Annotated in this window: 2 rRNA genes; both read right to left on the reverse strand. The window is 53.6% G+C overall.

The window, feature by feature from the left end:
- Positions 1-22 precede the first annotated feature (22 nt).
- A 5S ribosomal RNA gene (gene rrf, locus BN1133_RS04620) occupies positions 23-137 on the reverse strand.
- Between the two features lie 101 nt (positions 138-238).
- A 23S ribosomal RNA gene (locus BN1133_RS04625) occupies positions 239-3,126 on the reverse strand.
- Positions 3,127-3,157 lie beyond the last annotated feature (31 nt).

Raw genomic sequence — 3,157 nt, forward strand, 5'->3', positions numbered from 1 at the left:
TCGCGTCATCTCTGAATTGGGTGCCTGGCAGTGTCCTACTCTCGCATGGCATCTGCCACACTACCATCGGCGCTACGGCGTTTCACTTCTGTGTTCGGCATGGAAACAGGTGGTTCCACCGCGCTATGGCCGCCAGGCAAAATCGTCATCCGAAAAGCTGATGTGAGTAACGACCTTGTCGTCAGCTCGATATTCGTAGTCTCTTGTTACAAGCGCTTAAACACTTCTTGGGTGTTGTATGGTTAAGCCTCACGGGTAATTAGTACGGGTTAGCTCAATGCATCGCTGCACTTACACACCCCGCCTATCAACGTTGTGGTCTCCAACGGCCCTACAGGACCCTCAAGGGGTCAGGGATGACTCATCTCAGGGCTCGCTTCCCGCTTAGATGCTTTCAGCGGTTATCGATTCCGAACTTAGCTACCGGGCAGTGCCACTGGCGTGACAACCCGAACACCAGAGGTTCGTTCACTCCGGTCCTCTCGTACTAGGAGCAACTCCCTTCAATCATCCAACGCCCACGGCAGATAGGGACCGAACTGTCTCACGACGTTCTGAACCCAGCTCGCGTACCACTTTAAATGGCGAACAGCCATACCCTTGGGACCAACTTCAGCCCCAGGATGTGATGAGCCGACATCGAGGTGCCAAACACCGCCGTCGATATGAACTCTTGGGCGGTATCAGCCTGTTATCCCCGGAGTACCTTTTATCCGTTGAGCGATGGCCCTTCCATACAGAACCACCGGATCACTATGACCTGCTTTCGCACCTGCTCGACCTGTCCGTCTCGCAGTTAAGCTGGCTTATGCCATTGCACTAACCTCCTGATGTCCGACCAGGATTAGCCAACCTTCGTGCTCCTCCGTTACTCTTTGGGAGGAGACCGCCCCAGTCAAACTACCCACCAGGCACTGTCCGCAACCCCGATTCAGGGGCCTACGTTAGAACATCAAACATACAAGGGTGGTATTTCAAGGACGGCTCCACGACAACTGGCGTCATCGCTTCAAAGCCTCCCACCTATCCTACACATGTAGGTTCAATGTTCAGTGCCAAGCTGTAGTAAAGGTTCACGGGGTCTTTCCGTCTAGCCGCGGGTACACCGCATCTTCACGGCGATTTCGATTTCACTGAGTCTCGGGTGGAGACAGCATGGCCATGGTTACACCATTCGTGCAGGTCGGAACTTACCCGACAAGGAATTTCGCTACCTTAGGACCGTTATAGTTACGGCCGCCGTTTACCGGGGCTTCGATCAAGAGCTTCGCTTGCGCTAACCCCATCAATTAACCTTCCGGCACCGGGCAGGTGTCACACCCTATACGTCCACTTTCGTGTTTGCAGAGTGCTGTGTTTTTGATAAACAGTCCCAGCCATCTGGTCACTGCGACTCCCGACAGCTCCGTGAGCAAGTCACTTCACCATCAAGAGCGTACCTTCTCCCGAAGTTACGGTACTATTTTGCCTAGTTCCTTCACCCGAGTTCTCTCAAGCGCCTTGGTATTCTCTACCCGACCACCTGTGTCGGTTTGGGGTACGATGACTTGTAATCTGAAGCTTAGAGGCTTTTCCTGGAAGCAGGGCATCAATGGCTTCACCACCGTAGTGGCTTCGTCTCAGGTCTCAGCGTTGCATCTCCGGATTTGCCTAGAGATACCGCCTACACCCTTTCACCAGGACAACCGTCGCCTGGCCCACCTAGCCTTCTCCGTCCCCCCATCGCAATTACAAGTCGTGCAGGAATATTAACCTGCTTCCCATCGACTACGCCTTTCGGCCTCGCCTTAGGGGTCGACTCACCCTGCCCCGATTAACGTTGGACAGGAACCCTTGGTCTTCCGGCGAGGAGGCTTTTCACCCCCTTTATCGTTACTTACGTCAGCATTCGCACTTCTGATATCTCCAGCATACCTCTCGATACACCTTCGCAGACTTACAGAACGCTCCCCTACCACTTGCACATAGTGCAAATCCGCGGCTTCGGTGCCTGGTTTGAGCCCCGTTACATCTTCCGCGCAGGCCGACTCGACTAGTGAGCTATTACGCTTTCTTTAAATGATGGCTGCTTCTAAGCCAACATCCTAGCTGTCTGAGCCTTCCCACATCGTTTCCCACTTAACCAGAACTTTGGGACCTTAGCCGGCGGTCTGGGTTGTTTCCCTCTTCACGACGGACGTTAGCACCCGCCGTGTGTCTCCCGGATAGTACTTACTGGTATTCGGAGTTTGCAAAGGGTTGGTAAGTCGGGATGACCCCCTAGCCTTAACAGTGCTCTACCCCCAGTAGTATTCGTCCGAGGCGCTACCTAAATAGCTTTCGGGGAGAACCAGCTATCTCCGAGTTTGATTGGCCTTTCACCCCCAGCCACAGGTCATCCCCTAACTTTGCAACGTTAGTGGGTTCGGTCCTCCAGTTGATGTTACTCAACCTTCAACCTGCCCATGGCTAGATCACCCGGTTTCGGGTCTACACCCTGCAACTAGTCGCCCAGTTAAGACTCGGTTTCCCTACGGCTCCCCTATACGGTTAACCTCGCTACAGAATGTAAGTCGCTGACCCATTATACAAAAGGTACGCAGTCACCCCGAAGGGCTCCCACTGCTTGTACGTACACGGTTTCAGGTTCTATTTCACTCCCCTCACAGGGGTTCTTTTCGCCTTTCCCTCACGGTACTGGTTCACTATCGGTCAGTCAGGAGTATTTAGCCTTGGAGGATGGTCCCCCCATGTTCAGACAGGATATCACGTGTCCCGCCCTACTCGATTTCACCTCGGGTTTGCTTTCGTGTACGGGGCTATCACCCTGTATCGCCGGCCTTTCCAGACCATTCCACTAGCGCCCCCGCTGCTTAAGGGCTAATCCCCGTTCGCTCGCCGCTACTGAGGGAATCTCGGTTGATTTCTTTTCCTCGGGGTACTTAGATGTTTCAGTTCTCCCGGTTCGCCTCTGTTACCTATGTATTCAGTAACAGATACCCGAGTTATCTCGGGTGGGTTTCCCCATTCGGAAATCCGTGATTGATAGCGTCTCTTACCGACTCATCACGGCTTATCGCAGGTTAGTACGTCCTTCATCGCCTCTGACTGCCAAGGCATCCACCGTGTACGCTTAGTCACTTAACCATACAACCCCAAGAAGTGTCGTTTCCGACGC

The sequence above is a fragment of the Aeromonas schubertii genome (assembly GCF_000820105.1).
In the GTDB taxonomy this organism is placed as follows: Bacteria; Pseudomonadota; Gammaproteobacteria; order Enterobacterales; family Aeromonadaceae; genus Aeromonas; species Aeromonas schubertii.